The sequence below is a fragment of the Streptomyces sp. SID3212 genome (assembly GCF_009865405.1).
Lineage (GTDB): Bacteria > Actinomycetota > Actinomycetes > Streptomycetales > Streptomycetaceae > Streptomyces.
In genome coordinates, this window is record NZ_WWJY01000992.1 from 1 (window position 1) to 499 (window position 499).

The following is a 499-nucleotide window of genomic DNA, read 5'->3' on the forward strand; positions in this document are numbered from 1 at the left end:
CGCCGATCAAGCCCGTCCGGCGATTGAGGACACCCCTTCCGCCGGAGGCGGGGGAACCCGGGCGCCCCGGGTGGCCGAGCTCGTGCGGGGGCCCCGTGAGCTCATGGAGGCCGTGCGGCACCTCGTGAGGGACATCGTCGTCGTCGGGACCCTCGAAGACGCCGAGGCGCTCGTCGCCGCCGAGCCCGGCCTCGTCGCCGTGACCGCCGACGGCGACCTCCTCGGCGCGCACTTCGCGCACGGCGGCTCCGCAGGCGCGCCCAGCCTGCTGGAGGTCCAGGCCTCCGTGGACGAGGCCGCCGCCACCCTCCGCGACCTGGACGCACACAGTAAGGAGCTGGCGGAGGCGCAGGCCAGGGCCACCGACACCCGCGCCCAGCGCGCCGCCCTCGTCGAGGAGCTGGGCGACCTCCGCCGCGCCGCCGACCGCGCCAAGTCCGCCGTGTCGGGACAGCTCGGCCGCCTCTCCGGGCAGGCCCGCGGCGCCGAAGGGGAGGCC

At 77.6% G+C, this 499-nt stretch carries 1 pseudogene; it reads left to right on the plus strand.

The window, feature by feature from the left end:
• Positions 1 to 499: pseudogene (locus GT042_RS29520) on the plus strand (chromosome segregation protein SMC); the annotation flags it as partial.